The sequence below is a fragment of the Robbsia andropogonis genome (assembly GCF_034047095.1).
GTDB lineage: Bacteria > Pseudomonadota > Gammaproteobacteria > Burkholderiales > Burkholderiaceae > Robbsia > Robbsia andropogonis.
Genome location: NZ_CP139170.1, coordinates 853,929 through 877,397, shown reverse-complemented (window position 1 = coordinate 877,397; position 23,469 = coordinate 853,929). Strand labels below are relative to the sequence as shown.

Annotated in this window: 15 protein-coding genes; 8 read left to right on the top strand and 7 right to left on the bottom strand. The window is 63.3% G+C overall.

Annotated features, from left to right (window positions below; all coding sequences use genetic code 11):
• Positions 1 to 165: 165 nt before the first annotated feature.
• From SJQ66_RS17380 to SJQ66_RS17370, 3 genes are read right to left on the bottom strand one after another with little or no spacing between them, the layout of a single operon-like run.
• The gene (locus tag SJQ66_RS17380) at positions 166 to 3,150 is read right to left on the bottom strand and encodes an AAA family ATPase (RefSeq protein ID WP_052738116.1); all 2,985 of its coding nucleotides are present in this window, start codon (positions 3,148 to 3,150) and stop codon (positions 166 to 168) included.
• Positions 3,147 to 7,295 carry a UvrD-helicase domain-containing protein gene (locus tag SJQ66_RS17375; RefSeq protein WP_320535100.1) on the bottom strand — a complete coding sequence of 1,383 codons (4,149 nt, stop codon included), beginning with the start codon at positions 7,293 to 7,295 and terminating at the stop codon, positions 3,147 to 3,149. Before SJQ66_RS17375 ends, SJQ66_RS17380 begins: the two co-directional genes overlap by 4 nt.
• A 44-nt stretch (positions 7,296 to 7,339) precedes the next feature.
• Complete coding sequence (locus SJQ66_RS17370; protein WP_320535099.1) at positions 7,340 to 11,455, bottom strand: exodeoxyribonuclease V subunit gamma; 4,116 nt, start codon at positions 11,453 to 11,455, stop codon at positions 7,340 to 7,342.
• 100 nt (positions 11,456 to 11,555) lie between these two features.
• On the opposite strand from SJQ66_RS17370, the gene SJQ66_RS17365 reads away from it, so the two are divergent.
• Positions 11,556 to 12,257 carry a histidine phosphatase family protein gene (locus SJQ66_RS17365; protein WP_081765208.1) on the top strand — a complete coding sequence of 234 codons (702 nt, stop codon included), beginning with the start codon at positions 11,556 to 11,558 and terminating at the stop codon, positions 12,255 to 12,257.
• Here SJQ66_RS17365 and SJQ66_RS17360 read toward each other — a convergent pair.
• Positions 12,254 to 13,294 carry a DMT family transporter gene (locus tag SJQ66_RS17360; protein ID WP_024905814.1) on the bottom strand — a complete coding sequence of 347 codons (1,041 nt, stop codon included), beginning with the start codon at positions 13,292 to 13,294 and terminating at the stop codon, positions 12,254 to 12,256. The two genes, SJQ66_RS17365 and SJQ66_RS17360, sit on opposite strands and share 4 nt — an antisense overlap.
• Between SJQ66_RS17360 and SJQ66_RS17355 the strand changes: the two genes are divergently transcribed.
• The 4 genes from SJQ66_RS17355 (at position 13,272) to SJQ66_RS17340 (ending at position 16,049) form a co-directional block, all read left to right on the top strand.
• Positions 13,272 to 13,496, top strand: coding sequence for a hypothetical protein (locus SJQ66_RS17355; protein ID WP_157685230.1), 225 nt, complete (start codon positions 13,272 to 13,274; stop codon positions 13,494 to 13,496). The two genes, SJQ66_RS17360 and SJQ66_RS17355, sit on opposite strands and share 23 nt — an antisense overlap.
• Positions 13,497 to 13,664: 168 nt before the next feature.
• Complete coding sequence (locus SJQ66_RS17350) at positions 13,665 to 14,321, top strand: TetR/AcrR family transcriptional regulator (RefSeq protein WP_320535098.1); 657 nt, start codon at positions 13,665 to 13,667, stop codon at positions 14,319 to 14,321.
• Between the two features lie 30 nt (positions 14,322 to 14,351).
• Positions 14,352 to 15,644 (top strand): IS110 family RNA-guided transposase, encoded by a 1,293-nt coding sequence (locus tag SJQ66_RS17345; RefSeq protein ID WP_046154612.1) that lies wholly within the window; start codon positions 14,352 to 14,354, stop codon positions 15,642 to 15,644.
• Between the two features lie 240 nt (positions 15,645 to 15,884).
• Positions 15,885 to 16,049 carry a hypothetical protein gene (locus tag SJQ66_RS17340; protein WP_320535097.1) on the top strand — a complete coding sequence of 55 codons (165 nt, stop codon included), beginning with the start codon at positions 15,885 to 15,887 and terminating at the stop codon, positions 16,047 to 16,049.
• A gap of 76 nt (positions 16,050 to 16,125) precedes the next feature.
• Here the strand turns inward: SJQ66_RS17340 and SJQ66_RS17335 are convergent, their stop codons facing one another.
• Positions 16,126 to 16,896 carry an L-threonylcarbamoyladenylate synthase type 1 TsaC gene (locus SJQ66_RS17335; RefSeq protein ID WP_024905812.1) on the bottom strand — a complete coding sequence of 257 codons (771 nt, stop codon included), beginning with the start codon at positions 16,894 to 16,896 and terminating at the stop codon, positions 16,126 to 16,128.
• Positions 16,897 to 16,911: 15 nt separating this feature from the next.
• On the bottom strand, positions 16,912 to 17,661 hold the full coding sequence (nadC, locus tag SJQ66_RS17330) for a carboxylating nicotinate-nucleotide diphosphorylase (RefSeq protein ID WP_244141666.1): 750 nt from the start codon (positions 17,659 to 17,661) through the stop codon (positions 16,912 to 16,914).
• 352 nt (positions 17,662 to 18,013) lie between these two features.
• On the opposite strand from nadC, the gene SJQ66_RS17325 reads away from it, so the two are divergent.
• The 3 genes from SJQ66_RS17325 (at position 18,014) to SJQ66_RS17315 (ending at position 22,412) form a co-directional block, all read left to right on the top strand.
• Positions 18,014 to 20,434: a xanthine dehydrogenase family protein molybdopterin-binding subunit gene (locus SJQ66_RS17325; RefSeq protein ID WP_320535096.1), complete on the top strand. Its 2,421-nt coding sequence runs from the start codon at positions 18,014 to 18,016 to the stop codon at positions 20,432 to 20,434.
• A 105-nt stretch (positions 20,435 to 20,539) separates the two neighbouring features.
• Complete coding sequence (locus SJQ66_RS17320) at positions 20,540 to 21,724, top strand: YeeE/YedE family protein (RefSeq protein WP_320535095.1); 1,185 nt, start codon at positions 20,540 to 20,542, stop codon at positions 21,722 to 21,724.
• A 136-nt stretch (positions 21,725 to 21,860) separates the two neighbouring features.
• Positions 21,861 to 22,412: a hypothetical protein gene (locus tag SJQ66_RS17315; RefSeq protein ID WP_157685663.1), complete on the top strand. Its 552-nt coding sequence runs from the start codon at positions 21,861 to 21,863 to the stop codon at positions 22,410 to 22,412.
• Here the strand turns inward: SJQ66_RS17315 and hemB are convergent.
• Positions 22,345 to 23,328 (bottom strand): porphobilinogen synthase, encoded by a 984-nt coding sequence (hemB, locus tag SJQ66_RS17310; protein WP_024905808.1) that lies wholly within the window; start codon positions 23,326 to 23,328, stop codon positions 22,345 to 22,347. The two genes, SJQ66_RS17315 and hemB, sit on opposite strands and share 68 nt — an antisense overlap.
• Positions 23,329 to 23,469: the final 141 nt, after the last annotated feature.

Sequence of the window (23,469 nt, the reverse complement as noted above, 5' to 3'; positions counted from 1 at the left end):
TGCCGGCTAAGCGACGTTGAAGACAGCATGACTGCTTTTTTCGTGACGCAACTTCGCACCGCATCACGACGGCGATAGGATACGCCGCTAGATAGGAACGCCAATACCAGCCGTGCCTTCAAAAGGCAACGCAAAATCGTTGCAACGACAGCTTGGCGAATGGTTTTAGCGCATCAAGCCGCTCGCGCGGAGCACACGCCGCTCGATGGACTGCATCAACACATGGTCGTCACGGGCGGCGCTGGCCAATGTGAGCCATTGTCGGGCGCGCGTCATGCCGGTGTACACCAATTCACGGGTCAGGATCGGATTCATCCGGGGCGGCAGGACAAGGGCCGCATGGGCAAACTCCGAGCCCTGGGATTTATGTACGGTCATGGCAAACACCGTTTCCACCGCCTGCAATCGGCTGGGAAGCACCCACTTGACCGCGCGACTGCCATCGCTTGCAAGAAAAGCCACACGTAATCGACTCAATCCCTGCCCGGCACGCTCGTACATGCCCGTCTGCGCGGCAAACGGGGGCGTGCCTGCCTTGATGGTTGCTCCCGTGTCATCGACTGTCGATATGACGTTCGCCGGATCGGAGGGCGGCCCGATCAACGTCATGCCAATGTCGCCGTTCATCAGCCCCAGCCCGTAATCGTTGCGTGTCACCAGTACCGGACGTCCAACGTACCACGGCGTAGGCGCGCGAACTTGACGCATCGATGGCAACGCAATCAAACCCGCTTCATGCAGCGTCCTTGCAATGCGATCGTTCAAACCATCGACGCCCCATTCGCCCCGCCGCAGCGCGCAAAGCATTTGAAAACCACCGTAGGCGTCCAACACGGCGCGCGCCCAGTTGTCGTAATCATCGCGCACGACATTGAACGGATGCGACGACGTTACCCGATCATGGCGCGCCTCCCCGAATGCGGATGTCCCTGAGTGCAGACCATGGCGCGCATCGGGTATTGGCACTGCCACGCCTGGTGCCGTGCCGTCGGCGGTTAACGCCCCGTGCGGGGCTTGCTCCCGTAATACGCGCAGGTAACGCGCATAGCCGGACCGCGACGCTGGCGTATCCGCCGCCGACGCCAGCGTGCCGTTCGTCGACACATCGGCATCCGAGACCCCGCCATGGATCACGAGATTCCTGAAAACCGTTGCATCCACGTCGGACGCCGGTGACAGCGCGACGTATGCAAGATCCGGATACGGTGTCGCGCGGATCTCGCGCAGCGCGCGAGCATCTCCCTCGTTCACGGCGTGGGCCAGGCGACCAATACCACTGTCCGCCGTGAAGCGATGGCTATGCCGGAGCATCGCGATGGCTTGATCCAGCGGGGCGCCGTCGGGATCGCGCAACGACGCATCGATCGATGCGCCCGTCGCGGAGGCAATCCATGCGCAAGTCTCGGGCGTGTAATGACCTTGCTGCGCGCGTGCACACAGTTCGCCGAGCACCGCGCCGGCCTCAACCGAGGCCAATTGATCCTTGTCCCCTAGCAGAATCAACCGCGCACCCGTCGGCAATGCAGCAAGCACGGCGGCCATCATTTCGAGATCGACCATCGACGCTTCGTCGATGACCAATACGTCCAGCGCCAGCGGCGTATCGGCATCATGTCTGAAACGTCGGCTGTCGGGGCGGCTCCCCAGCAACCGATGCAACGTGGTCACCTCGGTGGGTATCGCGGCCCGCAAGCGCGCCACGATGGCGTTGGTCGAATCGGGATGGGCGGCAGTGGCGATATCGACGTGCGCCGGGAATGACGCACCCTCGCCGTGCGTCGTGGGGGGCAATAGCGCGGCAAGGTCGCACAACGGTAGCGATGCCACCGCGCGGGAAATGGCGTCGTTGAGGCGCGCCGCCGCCTTGCCGGTGGGCGCGGCAAGGCGTATGCGCAAGGCACGGCCGCGGCGATGCGGGCCATCGGCCGTGCCATGACGGGTCGCCATCGATGCATCCGCCGTCTGCGCTGGAGGAACGCCGGATGCGCCGCCATCCGACAGGGCGAGACATTGCAGTAACGCGAGCAGACGAACGACCGTTGTCGTCTTGCCGGTCCCGGGACCGCCGGTGATGACCCCGAAACGCTGACGCGTCATCAATGCACACGCCAGTTTTTGCCAATCGGTGACGTCCGTGGGCAAGCGTCCGGACGGAGGGAAAAGACAGTTCAACAACGCACGCAAGGTGCCGTCGGTCGCTGCGCCGGTTCGCGATGTGGGCGCGGCGACCCGCTGGAAGATGGCGGTGCGGACCGCTTGCTCGTACCGCCAATACCGACGTAGATACAAACGCGCATCGCCCTCGTCCGTCTCCACCAGAACGAGTGGCGAAGCCGCGTCGGGTGGCGGATCGAAAAATGCCATTGCCGATGCGACATGCGACATGGCGGGCATCGTCGATGTCGCAACGCGTGTGACCAGGCCCGGCACGAGCAGGGCCGAACGCCAGACCGCGACGTCGATACCATTCAGCAGCACTTCCGGCGTTACCGCTCGTTCCGCAACGCGCCGCGCGAAAGTATCCAGCGCACGCGCGTCATCGGCCACATGGTTGAATGGTGCGCCACGCATTGGTGGCCCGCCCCAGGACGTGCCATCCGATGAAGCGAGCACGGCACCGGACGCCTGAAACGCGGCGCTTTCCTCGGGAGGCAAGGACAAGGCAAAACGCGGATCGTGCAAGGTATCGGCCAGCGTCACGCAAACATGGCCTCGCCCGAGCTGGTGACTGGCCAGCGCCGCGCCCAGCAGCAGCAACGCCGGCGCGGCGGGCACCTGCTCCATGAGAAAGGCGGCAAAGGCACGGTCCAACTCCCGCAGCCAACCGCGTCGCGCCCAGTCACGAAGGATCACCAGCATCTCCGCGCCCGATAAGACGAGCACGTTCGGCGGCACGTCAGCGTCTCGCTCGCTGGGGGGCTCCGGTTCAATAATCGGTTGCGGTTCGGAGGCGGGCTTCGGTGGGGTGATCGATTTCGGTTCGGCGGTCGCGCTCGACGGTGCCATGGCTAGGCCGAGATCCGGCTCCTGGGCGAATGTGAACGCCATTTGCGCCTGCGCTTGAACATCGTCCCGCGCGCGCGCATCGCCTTGATGCGTCGGCTTACGCGTCGTCCGGCCCTTCTTGTCGCTATCGCGCACGCCGCTCATCGCCCCCCCTCCGACATGCCGTCGAAATCGGTCGGTGCGCCAGCGACATCTTGTACCTGTGATGGCGAGGCGGTGAACAACGCCTCCATCTCGTCGATCATCGCGCGTGGCAGGCACGCATGATAGACGCCATGCGTTGCAGCCCGGCCACCGCGCAAGAAAAGATAGAGCGCGCCGCCAACATGGGTGTCGTAGTCGTAATCCGGTAATCGCGCGCGCAGCAGGCGGTGCAATGCGAACACATACAGGGCGTATTGCAAATCGTACCGTTTTGCCGCCACCGCTTCCGCCATGGCCTGCCTCGTGTAGGCACGCGCATCGTCCCCCAGCCAGTTCGACTTGTAATCCACGACGTAGTAGCGCCCCTGATATTCAAACACCAGGTCGATAAACCCCTTTAACATCCCATTCATATGATGCGGGGTCAGTCGCGCACGCGGCGCATCCTCGGGCGTGTGGCGCCGTACGATCTGGTCGAGCAGCGGAGCTGACACGTCGTGAAGACTGAACCAGAACTCCATTTCCACTTGATAGCCATGCAAGTCAGCCAATGACGGGCCGTACGAGACCGTTGAAACGCGCTCCGCCGATTTCAACGTGGCGGCGGGACTGTCCCGATGAGTCGATTCCTCGTCGACTGCATCGCCTACGTCGCCCTCAACCGGCTTCCCCACTGCAATCGGCAGCGGAAGCGGCGTGGCAAGCCAGTCTTGCAGCCATTGGGTAAGCGGCGCGATCCAGACATCCCATCCTCGCACCTGGCAACGGCGCGCAATCTCGTCGCGCAGGCTGTCGCCTGTCACCACACGATCGAATCCTTCTTCACCAGCCCATTCCAGTAGACCATGCAGAAAACTACCCGGTCCGGGACCGCGCGGAAAAGCATGCATGGCATCGAGCGGGGACGGCGGAGAGGTATTCAATGCATCCGTGTCCAGTTCGTCGCTCGTGGCGAAGAAGGCATCGTCCACCTCCTCGGCGTACAGGGCCTCGTGCGCGCTTTCCAAGGGCGGCGCCATCTGCACACGCGAACCCTGCGCCATCGCGGCAAGCGCCGTATAGCTCGCAATCCACCAGGTCTCTCGCGGAACGGCGGGCGGTGCCCGTTCCGGCGCCAATGCCGCGAGCTCCTGCCCGTCCGCGTGCGCGGCCTCGCCCACATGCAGTGCCACATCCGCCCTGCCGTCCAGGGACGACGTCACATCAGTGGTCGGCAAGGCGGTCACCGCGATATCGCCGCAGCCGCCGCGGAAACGCTCGAGCACCGCGGCAATATCGCCCGGCGGAATCGGCTGGCCACCGTGCAGTAAATAGCCTAGCGCACCGCGATGCAAGTCCGCCAACGGCGCCACACCGATCCACGTCGCATACTGGGCACGCGTCAATGCCACGTACAGCTTGCGCAGGTCTTCACCCAGCCGTTCGTCATCCACGCGGCGCACCGCATCGGCGTCGCCGCGCAAGCGCACGTGCGTCTGGTGCCGTGCATCGTGCCAGATCAGTGGAACATCACTGTCCTTCACCGCGCGATAGGCACTGGCGAACGGCAGGAACACCAACGGATACTCAAGCCCTTTCGACTTGTGTACGGTCACGACCTTGACCCGTTCCGCATCGCTTTCCAGGCGTAGCTTGCGTGCGTCGTCCTGGCTACCGGCATCGCGCCGTTGTTCGGCCAGGTGCCGAATCAAGGCGTGTTCGCCATCCAGCACGCTACTGGCTTGTTGCAGCAGTTCGGCAAGATGCAGCACATCGGTCAGGGCACGTTCCAGGTTCGCCGCCAGCAGACGGCCCGGCACGCCAAAATCATGCAACAAGCGATGCAACATCGGCAGCACCCCCTGGCGTTGCCATGATCGACGGTATTCGCGGAATTGCGTCACGTGCGCTTCCCACACCGCTTCGTCGGAATTCAACCGATCGAGGTCGCTCCAATCCAACCCCAGTATCGGAGAAGCCAACGCGGTACGCAGCAAGCGGTCGTCATCCGGTGTCGCACAAGCGGCAAGCCAGCGTTGCACATCATCCGCGGCCTCGCTCGCGAAAACCGACTCCCGATCCGAGAGATACACGGAGCGGATACCTCGCGCCTGCAATGCCTGTTTGATGGCACGGGCTTCGGCACCGGTATTCACCAGTATGGCGATGTCCGCGGGCTGTACCGGGGTCACATGACCGGAGGCGTCGCGGAACCCGGCGCGATGCTGCTTGCCCAAGGCAAGCAGATGCACGATATGCGCGGCGCATGCGTGCGCAAAGCGATGCTGGTAAGCGTTGCGCGGCAGCGCGATGCCGTTGTCGCTATCGGTCCACCAGGCCGTCAGGGCCGCCGACCTTTCCCCGTCGACCCACCATGCCCGATTCCGGCCAGAGGCGTCCACCGGCAAGAACGGCAGCGGATTACGCGTTACGCCGGCATGCGCCGCCAACACGTCCGTAGCGGCGCGGAACAGAAAGGCGCCTCTGCCTTCAGGGCGGATTTCGGCTTGTTGGAAACAGTGATTGACGGCCGCCACCATCGATCGCGTCGATCGATAATTGGTTCCCAGCGTGTAATGCCTGCCAGCCGTCGCCTCGCGCGCCAGCAAGTAGGTGTGGATGTCCGCACCCCGAAACGCGTAAATCGCCTGCTTCGGATCGCCAATCAGAATCAGTGCATGGACCGGTGCGCCGGACGGCACCGCATCCGCCTCTACCGCCCCGTTGGAAGACGCATGCGCGCTACCGTCTTCGTCACGTGAACCCTCGACTGCGCATTCCAATTCAGCTTCACTTCCGGCATCGGTGTCGGCTCCACGCACCCGATACACCGCATCGAAAATTCGATACTGCAGCGGATCGGTATCCTGAAACTCATCGATCATCGCGACCGGGAACTGGCGTCGGATCAACGCGGCCAGACGCTGACCATTGTTGCCCTGGAGTGCGGCATCGAGACGGCGCAACAGGTCGTCAAAGCCCATCTGCGCGCGCCGCTCCTGCTCCAGCGCAAAACGTCCGGCCACCCAATGCACCGCATGTCGCAAAATGGTATCGCGCGCATCAGGCAATGCGGCCAATGCCTGCCGTAACGACGGCAACGCCGATAACGCCGGATGGTCAGGCGGCTCGCCGACCTTCCATCCTTCCGCCAACCCCGCCTCCGAGAGGCGATTCCATGCGGCATCAGGAAGCAGCAACGGTGCGGGCGCTTCCTGCGCGGCCCAGTTTCGCAAGATCTCCAGCCAGGGCTTGTAATAGCGTGCCTGGATCTTACGCCCGTCCACGCGCTTGGCCGCGCACGCGTCATCGAGCAGCACCGCGAGCTCATCGACCCATGCCGCCCATGGCGCGCGCAAGGCATCGAACCGCACCTGTGCCGCGGCGCGCGCCGTTGCAATCGCGTCCACGGGGATCTCGCCGGGCGGCAATACGCCAACATGCGCCAGCAACCGCGTGACCTGCGCATACAGGGAAGGCTTGCCGAGCAGCGGCCCCGTCGGCGGATCATCAGGGCCGGACCACCATCCGAGGATCGCGGCCGCACCTGCATCATCGACGGGATAGAGGAACGTCCGCCAATAATCGCGGATCACCTCGGCAAGCAGGTCGCGCTGGTCGGTCTCCAGGCGCTGCGCAAACAAACTGTCGCTGTCGAATGCGTGTTCACGCAACATTCGATAGCACCAGCCGTGAATGGTCGATACCGCCGCTTCATCCATCCATTCGGCGGCAATGCGTAACTTGTGCGCCGCCGCGCCCCATTGATCCGGAGGCATCATCGCCAACAGTCGAAACAACAGATCGCCACGCAACGCGGCGTCCTGTACCGCCGCTTCGACGTCCTCCACGCCGACGTCACCATCGTGCAATCCGGCTGTCGTACTGTCCCACTGCGTTGCCACCGCCTGAAACAACGCGGCCGCCTCGCTCAAGCGCGCGCGAATGCGGTCACGCAGTTCCTTGGTGGCGGCATCCGTGAAAGTGACGACGAGAATCTCGGGCGGCGACAGTGCCCGCGCCGTCCCCAGCCCCAGGACAAGACGCAGATACAACGCGGCGATCGTGAACGTCTTGCCGGTCCCCGCACTTGCCTCGATAAGGCGGCTTCCGCGTAACGGAAACGACAAGGGATCGACAATGCCAGGCATTCTGTCCCCTGGCATGCCGTCGTCCGTAGGAACATCAGCGTCGATGAAAGGCCCGTGCGTCACCGCTCCCCCTTTGTTCGATGCTTGCGCGGCAGCGCGTGATAAATCGGTTCCAGCAAGGTACGCGTCCAATACGCGGCATCGCCATGCGCCCACAACGACGCAAACGTCGGAAACGCTCGCCCCAGGTAGGGGTTCTCGTCGCGTTCCGCCGGGGTCGTCGACGCGCCGTCCTCGTAGACGGCGCGGGCTGCTTCCCATGCGTCGCTGCCGGGGCCGCCCGGATCGACGTCTGGCACGACGGCATCGGGGACGGCGGACGCCTGCGCCGCGCCGGGCCGGATATCATCGCCGTCGGAAAGGTGACCCGCCCGTGCCCCGCCGCGCTCGAGCCAGGTGAACCCGGCACGGATCGCCAACGGCAATGGCGCCCGCATGCCGATCTCCCACGCACGAAGCAGCGCTTGCCAGAACGCCAATGCGTCGGCGTCCGCTATCGGTGCGAACTGCATTTCGCCTTTCTTGCTGAGCACCCATGTCGTCAAGGGGCCGCCGCTGATATGCGCGGCAAGATGCTCCACCCAATGCGGAATCGCCCGGTCACGCCGATAACTTTGCGTGGTTGAAATCAGTGCGCTGCTGCTGGTGACAATGCGCGCCCGCGCGCCGTCGTCGGCACCGCGCAAGCCGGTAATCCAATCGAGTACCTGGCGCGCGTCGGCGTCGCCATCCACCGCATCAATCGGATATCGATAGTCCAATGCTTCGTCGGGCAGCCGATACGGCCAGGTGGCGAGCAGGCCATCGTATTGCGCGAAAAGCGGCACGAGTGGTTCGCGCAGCGCCGCCACCGCGGCATCGCCAAAGGCACCGACCGGTAACGCGCCACGCCGCGCGAAGCGCCGCAGCTGCGCATCGACGGCGGCGTCGAGCGTCGCGGCGATGGCGGCTTGATCAGCGGCAACGTGGTGTGCCGCGTTCCCGTCTACTGCGCCATGCGCATCGCCTGACAGCAACGCGCGCTGCACCGCGCCACGACGGCGAATCAACTCGTCTTGCAAGGCCCAGGTCTGCAGTCCATCCACGACGAAGGGTTCCTGGTCCTCGCCGATCGGATCATCGGTCTCGAACGTCACCTTCAATCGCGTGCGGAAAAACGCACGAACCGGGTTGCGCAGGAAATCCACGAGGTGATGCACCGTCAACTCGCCGTCCCACGCGATGGGCGGCAACGGTGACGATTGCCGCGACACGCTGGCCAACCCTGTCGCCGCAACCGGCACCGAGTTGATCGTGCGTTGCCGGCGTGCCTCGGCTTGCGCGACCAGGCCGTCCCGCCACTCACGTGCGAAGCTGAACAAGCGCGGGTCCCCGGTATTGGCGAAGTACGCGCGATTGAACGGCTGCATCCGATGATCCACCGTCAGCGCCGACAGCAGCGCATCATCGTGGCCCACCGACAACAACGCGGTCGACGCCGGCGCGGCCCCATCGTCATCCTGGCGGGCCAGGCGCCATCCCGCGGCAAGGTGATCGCGCAGTTGCGCTACCAGCACCGACGTCGGCCGTTCCGAATTGTCATGAATGCTGCGGCCCACCCAGCTGATATGCAGCCTGTCGCGCGCGGACAATACCGCTTCCAGGAACAGATATCGATCATCCTCTCGACGTGAGCGGTCACCAGGCCGGTAATCGGCGGCCATCAGATCAAAGTCCATGGGCACGCGGGTGCGCGGATAGTCGCCATCGTTCATGCCGAGCAGGCAGACCATGCGAAAAGGAATCGCACGCATCGGCATCAGCGTGGCGAACGTCACGGCACCGGCAAAGAAGGGTTGCGACAATCCACGCTGCTCCATCTGCGCCAGCCAATGCTCGCGCACGACCGATAGCGGGATGGCATCCGTCATCCGCGATTCGGCACAGGCATCCAGCCAGGACTGCAAGGTCGCGTCCAGCCGCAGCAACGTCAACCCATCGCGGCTTTCGATCTCGCCGCTGGTCCACACGCGATTGCGACCGTCGGCGCCCTTTCCGTTCCCCTCGCCGACGCCGGCCAACGCATCGACGTCGAAACAATCCGCCAGCAAACCACGCAATCGCACGCCCCAGTCCGAGGGCGACACCGTGTCGCGCAGCAGGCGCCAATACCGGTGCAGCGTGTCCAGCAAATGCGTCAGCGGTCCGAGCAGCGCCGCGTCCAGGCCGCCGATCTCGTCCAGCGGTTCGATCCCGCGCCACGCGGCGTCACTGCCAACCGCATAGCCCAGCAACATCCGACGCAAGCCGAATAGCCAGCTGTTCTGCTCCGGCACGCCCACGCGTCCGGCATTGAGGTCGGGTAGGTTGCCGCGACCCTCCGCCGACTCCGCATCGTCGCTATCCGGCCATGCGACATCTTCTCGCTGCGCGGCATCCAGTCCCCAGCGGATATTCGCGCCCACCATCCATCGGCGCAGCAGCGGCAGGTCGCCCTCGGCAATGCCAAAGCGGGCGCGCAACGCGGGAACGTCGAGGAGATCGAGCACATCGCTGAGCGCCAGCCGGGACTGCGGCAACCCCAGCAGCATCTCCACCGCGCCGAGCAAGGGGTCGTGCCGCAAGGCACCCTGATCCGCCAGCTGGTAGGGGACGTGGCGCGGATCGCGGGTGACCGTCAAGCCGAAAACCGCCTGCACATGCGGTGCGTAGTGATCGATATCGGGCACCATCACGATCACGTCACGTGGCTGCAGCGTGGGGTCGTCGGCGAAGGCCGCCAGCAGTTGATCATGCAGCACTTCCACTTCACGCTGCGTGCTATGGGTGCGATGGAATCGGATCGATGCATCTTCGTCCGGGTCCACCGCTTGCCATCGTTCCCGTGTCTCGCCGAGCGGCCGCAATGCCAGAATGTCGTCCTGCAACTGTTGCAGCAGCGTGGTCTCGCCGTACGATTCGAACAGGTCGATGCGACGATCGATATCGGCGAAGCGCGCCGCGTAGGACTGCGCATCGTCGTGCTGGTCCAGCAGGCCGATGAAATCCCGGCCTTGCTTGCCCCAGGCGGCGAGCAAGGGGTGCGCATGCTGATGCAGCTGCGTGTCGTCCAATATCGCCGGCATGCTCGATTTACGCGACTGTCGCGCCCGCGTGGCGCGCAGCAGATCCTTGTCCGCGATGATATCGGCCCAGTAATGGCGACACGGGTTATGAACACACAACAGCACCTGAGTCCAGGGCGCGATGGCCGACAAGACCTCCAAGGCCTGCTGCGGTAGCGAAGAAATACCAAAGACGATCAGGCGGCGCGGCAGCATCCTCGCGCGCGTGGCGTCCACGGCGGGTTGCAACACCTCATCGGGGATGGCGTTCCAATCGATGGTATCGGCGGCATCGGACACATCGGCGTCCAACGAAGCCGCGTCACGCGCGTCCGTGGTGCCGCGCACGCGACGCGCCACGGACGCGCGCATGTGCGCGATTCGCGTCAGGAAGCGTCGATGAATTTCCGCCCGGCTCGAACGCGCGCGCGCGTCGCCCTCGTTGCCGCTTTCTTCCGCTTCGCGATCATCACGATGATCGCGCCCGACGTCCTCCAGCAAGGCGCGCCACAAACGCGGTTGCCAGGCAAGCGACGCGGCAATCGGCTGGGTGCCTTGTCGGCTGGTCTGGATATCGTCACGACCATTGGCCCACCCCTCCAGCCAATCCGCCCTGTACACCTGATATTGATCGAACAGATCCGCCAGCCGCTCGGCCAGTTGATACCGCTTACGCATATCGGCATCGCGCGCCAGAAAGCGGCGCAAGGGCACGAACGTCGGATCCTCGAGCAGCGTCGGCAGCAATCGCATCAACCGCCAGGTCATCAGCGCCTTATCAAACGGCGAGGTGCGAGGCACCGCATCCTCACCCAGTACGGCACGATAAACCTGCCAGAGAAACCGCGATGGCAGTTGCGCATCCAGCGCGGCCGCAATGCCGCAACCGCCGCTCCCCGCCGCCGCGTCCGCATCCTGCGCAAGCGCGAGCTTCAGCCATTGCGCAATACCGTTGCTCTGAACCAGCACGACCTCGGTTTCCAATGGCCCCAGCGGATGGCGTGTGATCCATTGCACCAGCAATGCGCGCAACGCGTCCGGCTGATTGCCATGAATGACCATGAAGCCAGGACGCAGAAAAGGAGGTCGCATTGCGGGAACGGGGTCGGACAACTGCGTGCGAAACCGCTATTCTAAGCTAATGGTGCACGACGCCATGCCCCCACTACCCTCCCTGGACGACGAAACGCTCATGTCGATTCCTTCCGTCACCCGTTTCCCTTCCGAGGTCGAAGGAGACAACCTCCGCACGACCCCGGACGCCGTCATCCCCTCGCATGCGGAAATCTGGTTGATCCGCCACGGCGAGACCGCCTGGAGCAAGTCGGGACAGCATACAGGCCGTACCGACGTGCCCTTGACCGAGACCGGTCGCGAGCAGGCCATGGCACTCCGGCCCGCACTTGCCGATGTGGATTTCCAGGCGGTCTGGTACAGCCCCCTTTCCCGCGCTCGCGAGACCTGCATGCTCTCCGGCATTCTCGGGCCAAACGGCGCGGCAGCACGGGAATGCCTCGCGCAACCCGATGTACAAGAATGGGATTACGGCATCTACGAGGGCCGTACCACGGCGGATATCCGGCGCAGCGAGCCCGACTGGGCTGTCTGGGAGTCGCCGATGCCCGATGGCGAAAGTCTGCACGACATCGCCGTGCGTGCGCATCGCACGGCGGATGGGCTGCGTGCCGCCTTGTCAAGCACCCGCAACCAGTCGGACCGACCGCGGATCGCGGTGTTCTCGCATGGCCATTTCCTGCGGGTACTGGCCGGCACCTGGATAGGCGACGCCCGCCTGGGCCGCCATCTGACACTCGACACGGCGACCATCAGCGTGCTGGGCTTTGACAGGGAAACCCCGGCGATTCGGCGCTGGAATTGGCGCGCGAGCCTTTAACCCCGTACTGAGACACTCCTGGCGGGTTGCAGCGGTCGCTTGCCGCCCATGCCGCTGGCCAGAATGGTGCCGACCAGCACGATGCCCGTGCCCAGCAGCGTCAGAGACGTCAGCGCTTCCTTCAGGAATATCGCGCCCCAGAGCAACCCGAACACCGGGATCAGGAAGGTGACCGATACGGCGCGCGCCGGTCCGGCGCTCGCGATCAGCGCGAAATACAGCCCGTAGGCGAAAGCCGTGCAAAAAAGGCCCAGCAGCGCCACCGCGATCCAGGCCTCCGGCGGGATCGGGGCCAGGGGCCACCATAACCATGCCAGCGGCAACAAGGCAATGGCCGCCACCAGCATGCTGCCACTCGCGACCGCCAAGGAGTCGACGCCGGTGAGATGCCGCTTCGTGAAGTTCGCCGCAATGCCGTAGCACAGCGTTGCGGCCAATACGGCAAGCGGCGCCAACGGGTTCGACGCCTGCCCCATCGCCCCCGTCAGGTCCGGCCACACAAGCACGACGACGCCCGCGAGCCCGAGCAACATCCCCACCGCGCGCAGGCGTCCGAGTCGATCGCCGAGCCAGACGAACGCCACTAACGCCGCCCATAAGGGGGTGGTCGCGTTAATGACCGATGTCACGCCTGCGGACAGCGTCAATTCCGCATACGCGAACAGGCAGAATGGCAACGCCTGATTCAACAGTCCGACAACGATCAACGCCGGCCAGTGGCCCCGCATTGCAGCAAAACCGCTCGGACCGGCCTGGCGGGCAGCGGACCCGAGTGGCATGGGCGGCACGATCGGTAAGACGGGCGCCGCCTGCGACTCCGCCAACGGCCCGTCGGACCTGCCGATCGATGGCGCCGCAGCCCTCCTTGTCCGCTGCTTCACGAGCATGAACGCGATCAGGCAAGCGGCTGCGATCGTCACGCGCATCGCCATCAGCGGCACCGGTCCAAACGGCCCTGCTCCAATCCGGATAAACAGGAACGAAGCACCCCAGAGCGCCGCCAGGAAAATCAGCATGCCAAACATTCGCGTTGTCATTACGTCACTATTCCAATGGGTCGCGCGTGGCAACCCGGTATTTCAAAAAGAGGATGTGCGGGTATGGCAATACCCCACGTTGGGCATCGCGACCAATCCAACCACTATAAAAACAGGCTTGGGCGATAAGACAACACCACAACAAGGCCTTCCTGCGAACGGATTAGCATGCGCCTTGTTTTTAGTCGATCGTTTGTCCTGAATCGCCGTTATCAGAAATTGCACGTTACTTTATCGTCGTTGCGCGATACTCTAAGAGAACCTGGTTGGCGCGTAAAACGAGATGTCGTCCATGGCGATGTGAAATCCGCTCACATATCGCCATCTTGGTGTCCAACCCCCAGATCGGTACGGATTATGGAGATTCCATATGCAAGGGCGGGACGCGACGGCGACAAGGAACCGCATCCTGGACGCCTGTGAGCAGGTCTATGCCACACAAGGCGTTGAAGGCTTGACTTTACGCACGATCACGGAACGGGCGTCGGTCAACCTTGCATCGGTCAACTACCATTTCGGTACAAAAGAAGTACTGACCGCAGAGATGCTGAAACGACGCGTCACACCATTGCATCAGGACAGACTGGTGTTGCTGGATATGGTGGAAGCGCAATATGGCGCGCAGATCCGGCCCACCCATGTGCTCGGTGCCGTCTTACTGCCGATGCTCATGATGCTGACAACGCCGAATGCGGCGGACCACCTACTATCGTTTGTATTACGTTTTTCGTCCGATCCGGCAACGATCGTCCGTGAGGCGATGAAATCGGCGTTCCATCATGTCAGCGATAGAGTGGATGCCGCTTTATCCGCCAGCGCAAGGCATATGCCGCCGGACGATGCCGTCTGGCGCGCACGGATCTTTTTTAACGCGTTTCCCGGCACCGTTGCGAATCAGAATCTGGTCACCATGCTGATCGACTTGATGAAAACGCCGAACGTGACGGCGCTGGACATGCTGGTGCAATTCGGCACCGTAGTAAATGCAGAATGGTGGTCAGCCAATCCCAGTGACTGGCATCCTTAGGTTTCTCGAGGACCACAGGAGGACACCGTGATGGCTGACACTTCCAATACTACGACTGACGTGCATTTCCTTGCAATCGATGTTGCAAAGCAATGGAACGCTGTGTTGATCGAAACCGCGACCGGTATGAAGCATCGCTTCAAGATGGCAAACTCCGCTCAGGATTTTGACCGGCTTATCCAATTCATTCAAAGCCTTGGAGGTCGGTGTAAAGGTGCACTGGAGCCGACCGGCGATTACCACCGCCCAATAGCTCATCGACTTTTGATGGCCGGTGTCGATCTTGTCAGTGTGTCTTCGGTCGCACAGGCTCGCTACCGCGAGGCCAAATTCAACTCATGGGATAAAAATGATCCCAAAGACGCCTCAGTGATTCTGGATATGCTGAAACACGGCATCGTGCAGCAATACGTTGACCCGATGATCGCTGGCAACCATGATCTGCAAGAGCTGTCCAAGACTTACTTCCAGATATCGAGGTTGCGAACACGCGTTCAGCATTCAATCATCAATCACCACGTCCCTCTGTACTTTCCGGAGATGTACAAGTACTGGAGCAGCAGCCGCAGTGAGTGGTGGATACGATTCATGCTGGAATTTCCGACGCCGGCTCATGTGCAACGGCTGACGCGAGAAGAGTTTGTAAAAGCGGCGTGGGACCTTGTCGGTCGCAAGGTCGAGAAGACCCAAAAACTAGGTGAAATCTGGGACATGTCACAACAGTCAGCTGCGCTGCCGCATCACCCAGACAGCCTAGCCGTAGAAACATTTCGACTGTCACTTCGGCAACTTCAGCACTTCAACGAAGCGCGTACGAGTTTGGAGGAGCGTGCCGAAGCGGCATTATTGAACAATGCCGACTACGAACGTTTGCGAACGTTGCCAGGTATTGGTCCGATCATCGCACTTACCATTCTCGCGGAAGCGGGTGATTTGCGCCGATTCCGCCATTATCGGCAATTCCTGAAATATTGTGGCCTTGATCTGGCCAAGCATCAGTCTGGAACGGCACGAGGTCGTGAGCAGTTGTCCAAACGTGGAAACGCGAGACTGCGCTTGGCATTTTGGATGGCAGGCACTGTCGCAGTTCGCCTACGTGAGAATTCATTTAAAGATAAATACGATCGATATATCAAGTCCGATCCTGGCAACGCCGACTTAAAGCGCAAAGCCCTCACTGCTGTTTGCGCGAAGATGGCGCGAGTCGCACACGGAATGATTAAAACGAACCGTCCGTATCAGCGGTTCTTTGAACAAAGCTTACCCAGCGGATCGATCCCTCTCTGCAGGGCCGTTGAGGCACAGCAGCAAGTGACCTCGTAGATAATGATTGGACCTTCCGCTGGGCCCTTATGCTGTTTTAAGTAACGTGAAGATCGAGGTGCGGGCATCTCGAATCTTGTTTCTACTATGGTGAGCTGGGCGAGCCCGTTACAGAGCGGAAGACCGCTAGGAATGTTGCAGGACGCGCTCTTTTAAATGTGCGACGAGCGAAATCTCGCCGCCAGGGGATGCTGTAACTTTTTTGTCTGAGCCTATTGCATTTAGTACGTTATCGAATGCGTGCTGCATCACGATGCGCGCGAGGAAACGGTGATCGGGCTGGCGCGAGATACGTTATCGATTTTGAAGGGCTCCCCCACGCTGACCATCCTTGGCGAGCGGATGGTCTTGATGCCCGCCTCTCCCGTGTCGCCTCCGTCCCCGTTTCCTAGCTGGGGGACCTGAGCAGACACGGCGCCCGATGGCGAGGGTGAAACGGGGAATGTCGCCCGCCGCTACCGCCATCGTCCCAATCCCTGAATCATTGCCGCAGCCAAGCGCCGGTCAGCGCGTCGCGAATCGGCGTGGCACCTTCCTGCGTCCCGAGGGGGGCGTCGACGAAACCGTCCAAACGCGTACCGAAATAGTCCAGCAGCGTGGCCGTGTCCCGGGCCGGCGGCTGCCCGTGGAGGTTGGCGCTCGTGGAGACCAATGCACCACCAAAGGCATCGCATAAAGCAGCGGCCGGGGGATGTGCGGTTACCCGCAGCGCAATGCCGGCGTGCCCGCCTGTCACCCACTCTGGAATCACACTCGCGCGCGGAAAGACCCACGTCATCGGACCCGGCCACGTATCATTTACCTCCGCCCAGACGCGCGCGCGTGTTGCCGCGTCTAGCGCGGACAGGTCGATCAACGGCAGCACCTGCTCGATCCGCGATGCGATCAACAGCACCCCAACCGTGGGTGGTCGCTGTTTAAGCGTAAATATCCGCGCCACCGCGGCGGCATTGAACGGGTCGGCGCCCAGGCCGAAAACGCCCTCGGTGGGATACGCCAGAACGTCGCCGTCGCGGAGTGCCTGCCCCGCATCCCGCAGTGAGCGCAGCGGCGCAACGGCGTTGCCTGCGAGATTAGCATCGGCGGCGGGCGGCACATCCTGTCCCGGCACCGCGGCAGCCTCCACGCCCCTGTCACCCTTGCGGCGTCCTGCCCCGCCCCAACCATAGCGCACCGGACGTCCGGCGTCGATGGGTAAATCGGCATGCTCTCCCCCGCGCGATTCGCCCGGGATGTGGTGATCCGTCATCATCGCCTCCCGCTGCGTTCAGGCCTCATCCAGGCCGATATCGACGCTCGACGCGGCCTGGGTGAGTTTGCTCGTGGAAATGTAGTCGACACCGGTCCGGGCAACGTCACCTATCGTCGTCAGGTTGATGCCGCCCGACGCCTCGAGCTTCGTGCGCCCGTCGACCAATGCAACAGCCGCGCGCATGTCGTCGAGCGACATGTTGTCGAGCATGATCAAGTCGACCTCCGATGCCAGCGCCTCGCGCACCTGTTCCAGCCGGTCGCATTCGACTTCGAGTTTCGTCAGCACCGGCAGTTGGCGTCGCGCCCGGCGGACTGCTTCGGCAATGCTGCCGCAAACAGCAATATGGTTATCCTTGATCATGACGCCGTTATCGAGCCCCAGCCGATGATTCAGGCCGCCACCACACACCACCGCGTGCTTTTCCAACATCCGCAAGCCCGGCGTGGTCTTGCGCGTATCGATCAGACGCGCGTTCGTGCCCGCCAACGCCGCGACATATTGGGCGGTGGTGTTGGCGATCCCGGACAAATGCTGAATCACATTCAGCGCGGTGCGTTCGACGGTCAGCACGCTGCGCGCGTTGCCGGAGACGGTCATCAGCACGGCGCCGGCGGGGACCTTCTCGCCATCCCGCACACGCACCGCCAACGTCAACGCCGGGTCATAACTACGGAACACGCGCGCGGCAATATCGATCCCCGCCACGATGAGCGGCTCACGCGCGTTCATGACGAAACTACCGGTCTCGTCGGGCTCGATCATCAACTGCGCGGTGAGGTCACCATGACCGATATCCTCGGTCAGCCAAAGCGCGATCAGGCGCTCGGTCTGGAAAACGTCGTACATGCGAATCGTCCGTTGCAAAGCCATGAAGCCGGCGCGGGCGGCCGGAATAATTTTTTGCCATGATAGCCGTTCTCGCGCATCCGAACCGAGGACGGCCCTGATGACCGCATTGCCCCGCGTTTCCTCGTCCGCATCCGACACCCATGCGTCGCCAAAGCGCGCTTCATGCCAGACCACGCCTTTACATGGTAAGCCCGACAGCGCACTGCCTGCAGATGGGATCGGCGCAGCGTCTCCACCACCATCCAGGACCGCCCTGCTCTCGCGCATGGGTGCCCTGTGCATCGTCAGAGCGCCCGCGGTACCGGCAAGGCCCGCACCCGGCCAGCCTGGCAGTGGCTCGCAGTTCGTACCGAACGAGCCGGAACTCTTTATCGCCGTGACAACCACGCCCGGCGAGGCGCAGGCATCGATCCACGCCTTCAACGGCCATGTCGACCTGGGCACGGGTATTCGTACCGCGCTTGCACAGATCGTCGCCGAAGAATTGGACGTCTGCACGACGGCGGTGACGATGGTGCTCGGCGATGCCGATCAGACGCCGAACCAGGGACCGACGATCGCCAGCGCATCCATTCAGATCAGCGCGGTGCCACTACGGATGGCCGCGGCACAGGCCCGCGCCGCATTGCTCGCACTGGCCCATGCGCATTTCGGCTACCCGCCGCCCCCCGTCACGCAACCCGCGACCCGCCCCGACGGCTGGTGTACCGATGCCGGCCAGGTGATTGCGCCCGATGGCCGTGTGGTTGGCTATGGCACGTTGCTGGCAAGGCAGCGACTGCATCTGACGCTGCGCCTCGACGACACGGTGGCGTTGAAGCCGGTTGCCGACTACCGCGTGGTCGGGACCGCACAGCCACGCCTCGACTTGCCGGCAAAAGCGCGTGGGGCACTGACGTTCGTCCACGACATGCGGGTGCCCGGCATGTTGCACGGACGCGTGATCAGGCCGCCTTATTCAGGGCACGATTGTGGCGCCTTCGTGGGGACATCGCTGTTGCACGTCGACGACGCCTCGCTTGCTGGTTTGCCGGGACTGCGCGCCGTGGTCGTCCTCGGCGATTTCGTCGGCGTGGTTGCCGAGCGCGAGGAGCAGGCGATCCTGGCGGCGCGGCACCTTCGGGTCGAATGGCAACCGATGCAGGCGCCGCACGATGACGCCATCGGCGGCGACGCATTGGAGGACACCGAAGGCGCTGCCCGCGCCATCCTCGCGGCCCCGGCAAGGCATCGACTGCTGCTCGACGAAGGCGATATCGACCGCGCCGAAGCGGATAACGTCGCCCGGGGAGGCGTCACGCTGCATCGGCTGTACAGTTGGCCGTTTCAGTTGCATGCGTCCATCGGGCCATCGTGCGCGCTGGCGCACTACCGCGCGGATGGCCGGTCGACAGTCTGGTCCGGGACGCAGAATCCGCAGACCTTGCGGCATGATCTCGCGCAATTGATCGGCGCGACCGAGGCCGACATCGAGGTCATTCGAATGGAAGCGTCAGGTTGCTATGGACGCAACGGCGCCGACGACGTCACCGGCGATGCGCTGCTCCTGTCGCGGGCGGTCGACGCGCCGGTGCGCGTCCAATGGTCCCGTGCCGACGAGCATCTCTGGGAACCCAAAGGTGCCGCGCAAACGATGCAGGCGCGCGGCAGTGTTGCCGCCGACGGCACCTTGCTGGCCTACGGTCTGACCACGCGCTACCCATCGAACGACGCGCCATTGCTGCCGGCCCTGCTGACCGGCGTGGTGGCCGCCACCCCCCGGGTATTCGAGATGGGAGATCGTACGCTCGTCTCTCCCTATGTGAGCCCACACCGTCGTTTCATCTGCGAGGATCTGGCGCCGCTGGTGCGCTCGGCCTGGTTGCGCGGCGTCTCGGCGCTGCCCAACGCGTTTGCGCACGACGCAATGATCGACGAACTGGCATGGCATGCGGGGGTGGATCCGCTTGCTTTCCGCCTGCGGCATCTCCACCAGGATTCGCGCGCCCAGGATGTGTTGCGTGCGGTGGCAACCCGCGCGGGATGGCAGGCTGGCTGGCGTCCCGGTGGTCAGGAAATGGCGGCGCGAGATCGTGGCGATACATCGGTCCCGTCGTCCACATCGGCTTCAGCTTCGACCCGGCCCGTGCGCTGGCTGCATGGGCGCGGGCTTTCCTACGCGCGTTACGTCCATAGCCGCTTCCCGGGCTTCGGCGCGGCGTGGGCGGCCTGGCACGTCGATTTACATGTGTCGCCAGACACCGGCGAGATCCGTATCTCGCGCGTGGTCGTCGGTCATGATGCCGGGTTGATGATTAATCCGGAGGGGGTGCGGCATCAAGTGGAGGGCAACGTGATCCAGACGCTGAGCCGGACGCTGCTCGAACAGGTACGCTTTGCCGATGGCCGGGCCGCCGCACGGGAATGGGGCAGCTATCCCTTATTGACATTCGAGCAGGTGCCCGAGATCGACGTCGTTTTGATGGACCGGCCCGGTGAGCCGCCGCTGGGCGCGGGCGAATCGGCATCGGTTCCCGGTCCTGCCGCCCTTGCCAATGCGCTGTTCGACGCCACGGGCGTACGTTTCCGCGCGCCCCCCTTCACACCGGAACGGGTGCTGGCGCGGCTCGATGCCGCGCCACGCGAAGGAAACGGCGCGGCTCGTCGCGCGACGGGCGCATCGCTGCTTGGGGCCGGTCAACGTTGAAACCATAATCGAGCGACAATGCCGGTTTTTCCGCACCGTTTCTGAATCATGGCTCAACCTGCATCATCCCTTCCCACCTCGCCCCGCCCCCTAAAACCGGCACCGATGTGGAATCCGCCCCCCTTCATCATCGCCGTGGTGCTATGCCTCGTTGGCCTCGCATGGCTCGATACGATGGTCAGCGCCCGTCAGGCCGCACTGTACGCGGTCGGCATCCTGCTGGGCGCCACGCTGTATCACGCCGCGTTCGGCTTTACATCGGCGTGGCGCGTGTTCATAGCGGACGGGCGCGGCGCAGGCTTGCGCGCGCAGATGATCATGCTCGCCATCGGCACGCTGCTGTTTTTTCCCGCGCTGTCGGCCGGCTCGCTGTTCGGCCGCCCCGTCACGGGCCTGGTTGCACCCGCCGGCACATCGGTCCTGGTGGGCGCGTTTCTGTTTGGCATCGGCATGCAACTGGGCGGTGGCTGTGCTTCCGGCACGCTCTACACTGTGGGAGGCGGCAGCACACGGATGATTGTCACGCTTGCCACGTTCGTCGTCGGCTCCGTCGTCGGCACCGCTCACCTACCGTTCTGGTCGGCGCTGCCGGCCCTGCCCAAGGTGTCATTGGTCCACGCCCTGGGTGTCGTGCCGGCGCTCGGGTTGAACTGGCTTCTCTTTGCCAGCATCGTCGCCGCGACCATCCTGATTGAAAAACGGCGGCACGGTCGACTGCTGCCGGGCAACGATGGCATTGCCGAACAACCAGGGCTACGCTGGCTGCGTGGTCCCTGGCCATTGTGGACGGGCGCGATCCTGTTGGTGCTGTTGAATTTTGCAACAATGGCGTTGGCGGGCCGCCCTTGGGGCGTGACCTCGGCCTTTGCACTGTGGGGCGCGAAAGCCGTTCAGGCATTGGGCATCGATATAGCCGCCTGGCCATTCTGGCAAACGACGGCCAACGCCATCGCGTTGCAGGCGCCATTACGTGAAGATGTGACCACGGTCATGGATATCGGCATCATCATCGGCGCGCTTGCCGCCTCGGCGCTGGCAGGACGGTACGCACCGGTCTGGCGTATTCCGCCGCGTTCGCTATTGGCGGCCATCATCGGTGGCCTGCTATTAGGCTATGGCGCACGGCTCGCTTACGGATGCAATATCGGTGCGTATTTCAGCGGCATCGTCTCGGGTAGCCTGCACGGCTGGCTCTGGATGGTGGCGGCCTTCTCCGGCAACGTAGTAGGTACACGGCTGCGTCCCACTTTCGGACTCGCCGTCGAGCGCATTCGTCGTACCGGCTGCTGAAGCAAAATCCGAAAATCGCACCGGCGACGACGCCATGCGCGAACTCGCGAACAAGCAAGCGCACCCCTTCACGCAAAACCAGCGGCATAACGGATAGGCTAGTTGCTCCAGCTTCCCGCTCATCCGGTGCGACATCATGTTTGGATTATCTTGGTCCCTACGCGAGCAGCGTCAGCATACGCCGCACGTGCCGTCATGGGAGCGGATGCACGCATTCCGGACGGCCGTAGCGGCGTTGATCGCGCGTGGGAATATCGATAGCGCCAGGAAGGTTGGCGCTATCGGCGACGACATCACCGCCGAGGATGTTGCCCAATGTGGTGACGACCAGCGCATTGCGGTGGCGTTGCATCAGCGTATCGTGCTGCCATTGCCCGCGCGGTCGCATTTGCTGGTCTGTGACGGCAGCGTCGATGTCGAATGCCGGCCCACGCCACTGGACTGGATGCCGGAACAACTACAGGGCCCGCGGCCAGTCGCCCTTCGGAAGGGCGAGCACTTTGCATGCGCCGGGTCGGGCTGTGTGGTGGTGCATGGTACGGGGCAACATGCGGCGCACCTGCGGATTATTCAAGAACCGGGACCGTGCCGTGCCGCCATGCAGTGGGTCCAGCGCGTCCTCACACACCATCGCGGGCAATATCCATCGCGAAATACGTCAGGATCAGGTCCGCGCCCGCGCGCTTGATCGCCCCCAGTGTTTCACGCACCACCCGGGCTTCATCGATTGCGCCGGCCGCCGCGGCGAATTTGATCATCGCGTATTCGCCGCTGACTTGATAGGCTGCCAGCGGCAAGTCCGATGCCTCACGGATGTCACGAATAATATCCAGGTAGGCACCAGCCGGCTTCACCATCAGCGAATCCGCACCTTCCGCCGCATCGAGCAGCGACTCACGCACGGCTTCCCGGCGATTCATCGGATTCATCTGGTAGGCGTTGCGGTCCCCCTTCAGTTCGGTGCCGGCCGCATCGCGGAACGGTCCATACAGGCCGGACGCGAACTTCGTCGAATACGCCATGATGCCGGTGTCGTGGAAACCGGCACCGTCGAGCGCTGAGCGGATCGCCTTGACCTGGCCATCCATCGCCGCGGAAGGGGCGATCATATCGGCACCCGCCCGCGCGGCGGACACCGCCTGCAAACCGATATTCGCGATCGTCGCGTCATTGTCCACGCCGCCGTGCGCGTGCAACACGCCGCAATGGCCATGCGTGGTGTATTCGCAGAAGCACGTATCCGACATCACGATCAGTTCGGGCGCGGTCTGTTTGCAGATGCGTGCCATCCGCGCCACCAGCCCTTCCTCATTCCACGTATCGCTGCCCACGTCGTCCTTGTGGTGCGAAATGCCGAATGTCATCACGCCACGGATGCCCGCTTTTGCATACCGTTCGATTTCATAGGCTAAACGGGATTCCGGGATACGCATCACGCCGGGCATGGCGTTGATCGGCGCGAATTCGGTGGCCCCCTCTTCGACGAAGATCGGCAGAATCAAGTCGTCCAGGTTCCATTCGGTTTCCTGGAACATCTTGCGCAGGGCGGGAGTACGGCGCAGGCGCCGTGGGCGATAAATCGGATAAGGAGCGTGTAGGGTCATAGCGTGTGGCGCACCTGCGGGCGGGCGTGAAGTCGTGCAAGAATATCGTCACTTGAACAAATCGCACGGTGCGGGCAGGAACGGGGATAGGCGCCTACGCCGCAGGCCGGGCAATCGAACAGGCAGACCGGCAATGATACG

Excerpts from the sequence above, each read along its gene's own strand:
- SJQ66_RS17315 (WP_157685663.1), top strand. The coding sequence starts at position 21,861 with ATGTTTGGATTATCTTGGTCCCTACGCGAGCAGCGTCAGCATACGCCG.
- SJQ66_RS17375 (WP_320535100.1), bottom strand. The coding sequence starts at position 7,295 with ATGCCAGGGGACAGAATGCCTGGCATTGTCGATCCCTTGTCGTTTCCG.
- SJQ66_RS17350 (WP_320535098.1), top strand. The coding sequence starts at position 13,665 with ATGCAAGGGCGGGACGCGACGGCGACAAGGAACCGCATCCTGGACGCC.
- SJQ66_RS17360 (WP_024905814.1), bottom strand. The coding sequence starts at position 13,294 with ATGACAACGCGAATGTTTGGCATGCTGATTTTCCTGGCGGCGCTCTGG.
- SJQ66_RS17325 (WP_320535096.1), top strand. The coding sequence starts at position 18,014 with ATGGGTGCCCTGTGCATCGTCAGAGCGCCCGCGGTACCGGCAAGGCCC.
- SJQ66_RS17320 (WP_320535095.1), top strand. The coding sequence starts at position 20,540 with ATGTGGAATCCGCCCCCCTTCATCATCGCCGTGGTGCTATGCCTCGTT.
- SJQ66_RS17370 (WP_320535099.1), bottom strand. The coding sequence starts at position 11,455 with ATGCGACCTCCTTTTCTGCGTCCTGGCTTCATGGTCATTCATGGCAAT.
- hemB (WP_024905808.1), bottom strand. The coding sequence starts at position 23,328 with ATGACCCTACACGCTCCTTATCCGATTTATCGCCCACGGCGCCTGCGC.
- SJQ66_RS17355 (WP_157685230.1), top strand. The coding sequence starts at position 13,272 with ATGCCAAACATTCGCGTTGTCATTACGTCACTATTCCAATGGGTCGCG.
- SJQ66_RS17380 (WP_052738116.1), bottom strand. The coding sequence starts at position 3,150 with ATGAGCGGCGTGCGCGATAGCGACAAGAAGGGCCGGACGACGCGTAAG.
- SJQ66_RS17345 (WP_046154612.1), top strand. The coding sequence starts at position 14,352 with ATGGCTGACACTTCCAATACTACGACTGACGTGCATTTCCTTGCAATC.
- SJQ66_RS17365 (WP_081765208.1), top strand. The coding sequence starts at position 11,556 with ATGTCGATTCCTTCCGTCACCCGTTTCCCTTCCGAGGTCGAAGGAGAC.
- nadC (WP_244141666.1), bottom strand. The coding sequence starts at position 17,661 with ATGATCGAGCCCGACGAGACCGGTAGTTTCGTCATGAACGCGCGTGAG.
- SJQ66_RS17335 (WP_024905812.1), bottom strand. The coding sequence starts at position 16,896 with ATGATGACGGATCACCACATCCCGGGCGAATCGCGCGGGGGAGAGCAT.